The organism is Vibrio sp. V43_P6S15P86 (assembly GCF_009904725.1).
Lineage (GTDB): Bacteria > Pseudomonadota > Gammaproteobacteria > Enterobacterales > Vibrionaceae > Vibrio > Vibrio diabolicus.
The window spans coordinates 1-4349 of the sequence record NZ_WXWT01000246.1 but is presented as its reverse complement, the minus strand read 5'-3'; the positions used below and the strand labels follow the sequence as shown (position 1 = coordinate 4349).

Below are 4349 nucleotides of genomic sequence, written 5' to 3'. Positions count from 1 at the left end.
TAAGTTTCCTCAACTCGGCTCGGCATCGCTATATCATCGCCAGCTTGTACAATAATAAGCTTATTTTGGTATTGCCCCCGCAAGGAGTTGATTTGGCTAACTAAACCAACATTTTGCTTATTGTGGCGATATTCAATATTTAATCCTTTAGGCGCAAACTCTAAAAGCGATAGAATTATTTTATGACTATCATCAGGTGAACAGTCATCCAAGATCAATAATTGGCTTGGCCACACGGTCTGGTTCAATGCCGCTGGCAATGTTTTCTCAAGATAACGAGATTGTTTATAACAAAAGAAGACATAAACCACGTCTTCTAATACTTGCACATGCTCTTGTGTCATTACTCAACCTTAAAAGAGTTGATTGCATCGACTACTTCTTGACTCTCGTCTTCACTCAAGTAGGACGACATTGGCAATGACAGCACCTCATTTTGTAACTGCTCAGTCAACGCTAATGACAGATGACCAAACTCTTTATAAGCCTGCTGTTTATGCGGCGCTATCGGGTAATGTACTTGTGTTTGAATACCATGCTCTGATAAATGCTTAACCAATGCATCTCGGTGTGAAGTTCGCACCACAAACAAATGCCATACATGTGCCTCAGGCTCTGTCACTTCCGGCAAGATAATATTCGGGTTGTTGATTTCGCGTAAGTAAAATGCCGCCAGCTCCTGACGCGCTTTCGTCTGCGCTGGAAGGTAGTTCAGTTTCACTGACAACATCGCCGACTGAATTTCATCCAAACGACTGTTCAATCCTTGATAAAGATTCTGGTATTTAACATGTGAACCGTAGTTTCGAAGGGCACGCAAGGTTTCGGCAAGCTCTTCATCGTTGGTCGTAATAGCGCCACCATCACCCAATGCACCTAGGTTTTTACCCGGATAGAAGCTAAAGCCTGAGGCGTCACCCCATGCTCCAGACTTCTTACCATCAAGTGTCGCACCATGAGACTGGGCGCTGTCTTCCAACACGAGAAGATTGTGTTTTGTTGCCAACGCCATAATCGCTGGCATATCGGCCAACTGGCCGTACAGGTGCACCGGCAAAATGACTTTCGTCTTTTCTGTAATCGCCGCTTCAATCGCTTCAGGACTGATATTGTGCGTCTGCTCATCCGGCTCCACAAACACCGGAACCAAGTCCGCTTCGGTGACCGCCAATACCGATGCGATATAGGTATTACCCGGTACGATAACTTCATCACCTTTGTTGATTTTTCCTAGCTCTCGCCAAGCCTTTAACGTCAGTGTTAAAGCATCTAAGCCATTCGCAACGCCTATACAATGTTTAACACCACAGTAGTCAGCAAATGCTTGTTCAAACTGTTCCGTTTCCTTGCCAAGGATATACCAGCCAGATTCAATCACGCGTGCACAGGCTTGTTTCAATTCGTCTTCGTACTCGGCATTTAAGCGCTTTAGCTCTAAAAAATTAACGTTCATTATCTACCTAGGATTTTTTCACACTTCAATTTCATTGGCTCAATATCTGACGGGTATATTTCATAAAGATAATCCAAGTCTGTATCACCAACGAGTCGAGCACCGAACTTTTCATGGAATTTGTTTACCGCATGGTTATCTTTGCGAACATCGAAGTGGCATTTTTTAAAACCCAACACATCAAAGCCAAATTGATAAACTAAAAGAGCACTTTCGAGGGCAGCGTAACGTGTTTTTTCATGATTCAGGATCCAACTTCCCCAACAAAAAGAAACACCTTTAAAGTCGTAAAGTCTAACTGTTCCGCATTTGGTTCCATCTAGCCTCTCTATAATGAAGTAAAACTGCTTCTTTTGTTGCTCGTCCTCTTTATACGCTCTTATCCATAATCTTTGTGCTTCAACACTCGTATCGCATTTGGACAAGTGTGTATTGTATTTTTCATCACCTCGAAGCTGAGTTATAAACTCTGCATCATCTTCTTGAACAAGGCGAAGTTGTATTGTCTTACTTTTCAGCATGTTTGTTTACCACATTCAAAAATTCAGCATAATCGCGTATGTAATCGGCTTCATCATACAATTCACTAGCGACAACCATTAGCACACAATCTTCAGAAAAGTCGTGCATCTCACGCCATTTTAAGCCTTTGATATGCAGTCCTACATCGGGAGAGGAAAGCGTCACTGTCTCTTTCGTGGTACCATCATCAATGACGAAAGTCACGCTACCTTTCATGCAGATAGCGACTTGCTCTAAGTCGTAGTGTGCATGAAAGCCCCTCGCTAAACCGCTTTGTGTATCAAAGATGTAGTAAATACGTTTGATATCAAACGGAATGTTTTTGTGTTGCTCTAACGAGATTAATGAGCCTCGCTCATCACCCATTTTCTGAAAAGATATTAGCGGTATATTCGACATTTATTCTTCCAATAACTCTAGAAGATAGCGGCCATAATCGTTTTTAGATAAGGCTTTTCCTGCAGCTTGAATGTGCTCTCGCGTTAACCAGCCTCGGCGATACGCAATCTCTTCTAAGCAAGCCACTTTGTAACCTTGGCGTTTCTCGATCGTTTCGACAAAGTGAGCAGCTTCAAGCAAGCTGCCATGTGTTCCCGTGTCTAACCACGCAAAGCCACGCCCTAGCACGTCAACCGTCAACTTCCCTTGCTCTAAGTAAGCTTGGTTAATACTCGTAATTTCTAGCTCGCCACGATGGGACGGTTGAATAGTTTTGGCAATGTCCACAACGCGGTTATCGTAGAAATACAGTCCGGTCACGGCGTAATTGGATTTTGGCTTGAATGGCTTCTCTTCAATCGATAGCGCTCGCATCTCTTCATCAAATTCCACCACACCAAAGCGCTCAGGATCTTTCACTTTATAGCCAAAGACCGTCGCACCTTCCGTTAAAGCAGCGGCTTGCTGCAACTTCGGAGTGAACCCTTGCCCATAAAAGATGTTGTCACCCAGCACCAAACATACTGAGTCATCGCCAATGAATTCTTCACCAATGATGAAGGCTTGAGCTAAGCCGTCTGGACTTGGTTGAATCGCGTATTGCAACTCAATGCCAAACTCTGAGCCATCACCCAATAGGCGCTGAAATCCTTCCTGGTCTTCTGGCGTGGTGATGATCAAGATTTCACGAATGCCCGCAAGCATCAGTACTGACAACGGGTAGTAAATCATTGGTTTGTCATAAACCGGCAGTAACTGCTTAGAGACACCGCGTGTAATAGGGTAAAGGCGAGTGCCCGAGCCACCTGCTAAAATAATGCCTTTCATTATTCGCCCGCTCCTAATCGCTCTAAACTGTATGAACCATCAAGCACGCGTTGCCACCATTGCGGGTTGTTTAGGTACCATTCCACGGTTTTACGAATGCCGCTTTCAAAGGTTTCTTCCGGCGTCCAGTTAAGCTCTTGAGCAATCTTGGTCGCATCAATTGCGTAGCGCACATCATGACCGGGGCGATCTTTGACATAAGTGATCAAAGATTCATAAGACTCAACACCTGCCGGCTTGTCTGGTCGCAGCTCTTCAAGCAAAGCACAAATGGTTTTCACTACTTCGATGTTTGCTTTTTCGTTATGGCCACCGATGTTGTAGGTTTCACCGACTTCACCTTCGTTGACTACTTTGTAAAGCGCGCGGGCATGGTCTTCCACAAACAGCCAATCTCGGATTTGCATACCATCACCGTACACAGGCAACGGCTTGCCATCGAGGGCATTTAAAATCATCAGAGGGATCAACTTCTCTGGGAAGTGGTACGGGCCATAGTTGTTGGAGCAATTGGTGACAAGTGTCGGTAAACCATAAGTACGCTGCCAAGCGCGAACTAGGTGATCGCTCGAAGCTTTAGATGCAGAATATGGGCTGCTCGGCGCGTATGAGGTGGTTTCGGTGAACAAATCATCCGTTCCCTCTAGATCGCCATACACTTCATCCGTAGAAATATGATGAAAACGGAATGCCGATTGGCGCGCTTCATCTAAGCCCGACCAATATTGACGGGCCGCTTCGAGCAGATGGTAAGTGCCCATCACGTTGGTCTCAATAAAAGCAGCAGGACCATCAATAGAGCGATCGACATGAGACTCAGCCGCTAAATGCATAACCATATCGGGTTGATGCTCTGAAAACACGCGATCTAGTTCAGCTCGGTCACAGATATCTACTTGCTCAAAGTAGTAACGTTCACTCTCTGAGACATCAACCAGTGATTCTAGATTCCCTGCGTAGGTCAGTTTATCTAAATTGATGACGGTATCTTGGGTGTCACGAATGATATGTCGGACAACAGCTGACCCAATGAAGCCTGCTCCACCGGTTACTAATATTTTCATTACAAATGTTACCTACGTTAATTTTTGTGCCATCAGATACACAT

6 protein-coding genes are annotated in these 4349 nt (G+C 44.7%); all 6 read right to left on the bottom strand.

Going from position 1 to position 4349, the window contains the following annotated elements:
* On the bottom strand, positions 1-344 hold a 344-nt coding region (locus CAG69_RS11140; RefSeq protein WP_161444179.1), incomplete at its 3' end, for a glycosyltransferase family 2 protein.
* On the bottom strand, positions 344-1453 hold the full coding sequence (locus CAG69_RS11135) for a DegT/DnrJ/EryC1/StrS family aminotransferase (protein ID WP_017634981.1): 1110 nt from the start codon (positions 1451-1453) through the stop codon (positions 344-346). The genes CAG69_RS11135 and CAG69_RS11140, both read right to left, overlap by 1 nt.
* Complete coding sequence (locus CAG69_RS11130) at positions 1453-1974, bottom strand: GNAT family N-acetyltransferase (protein WP_017634982.1); 522 nt, start codon at positions 1972-1974, stop codon at positions 1453-1455. The genes CAG69_RS11135 and CAG69_RS11130 overlap by 1 nt, the downstream gene beginning before the upstream one ends.
* Positions 1961-2374 carry a sugar 3,4-ketoisomerase gene (locus CAG69_RS11125; RefSeq protein WP_058645194.1) on the bottom strand — a complete coding sequence of 138 codons (414 nt, stop codon included), beginning with the start codon at positions 2372-2374 and terminating at the stop codon, positions 1961-1963. Before CAG69_RS11125 ends, CAG69_RS11130 begins: the two co-directional genes overlap by 14 nt.
* On the bottom strand, positions 2375-3241 hold the full coding sequence (gene rfbA / locus CAG69_RS11120) for a glucose-1-phosphate thymidylyltransferase RfbA (protein WP_005379428.1): 867 nt from the start codon (positions 3239-3241) through the stop codon (positions 2375-2377).
* The gene (gene rfbB, locus CAG69_RS11115; protein WP_017634983.1) at positions 3241-4305 is read right to left on the bottom strand and encodes a dTDP-glucose 4,6-dehydratase; all 1065 of its coding nucleotides are present in this window, start codon (positions 4303-4305) and stop codon (positions 3241-3243) included. The genes rfbA and rfbB overlap by 1 nt, the downstream gene beginning before the upstream one ends.
* Positions 4306-4349 lie beyond the last annotated feature (44 nt).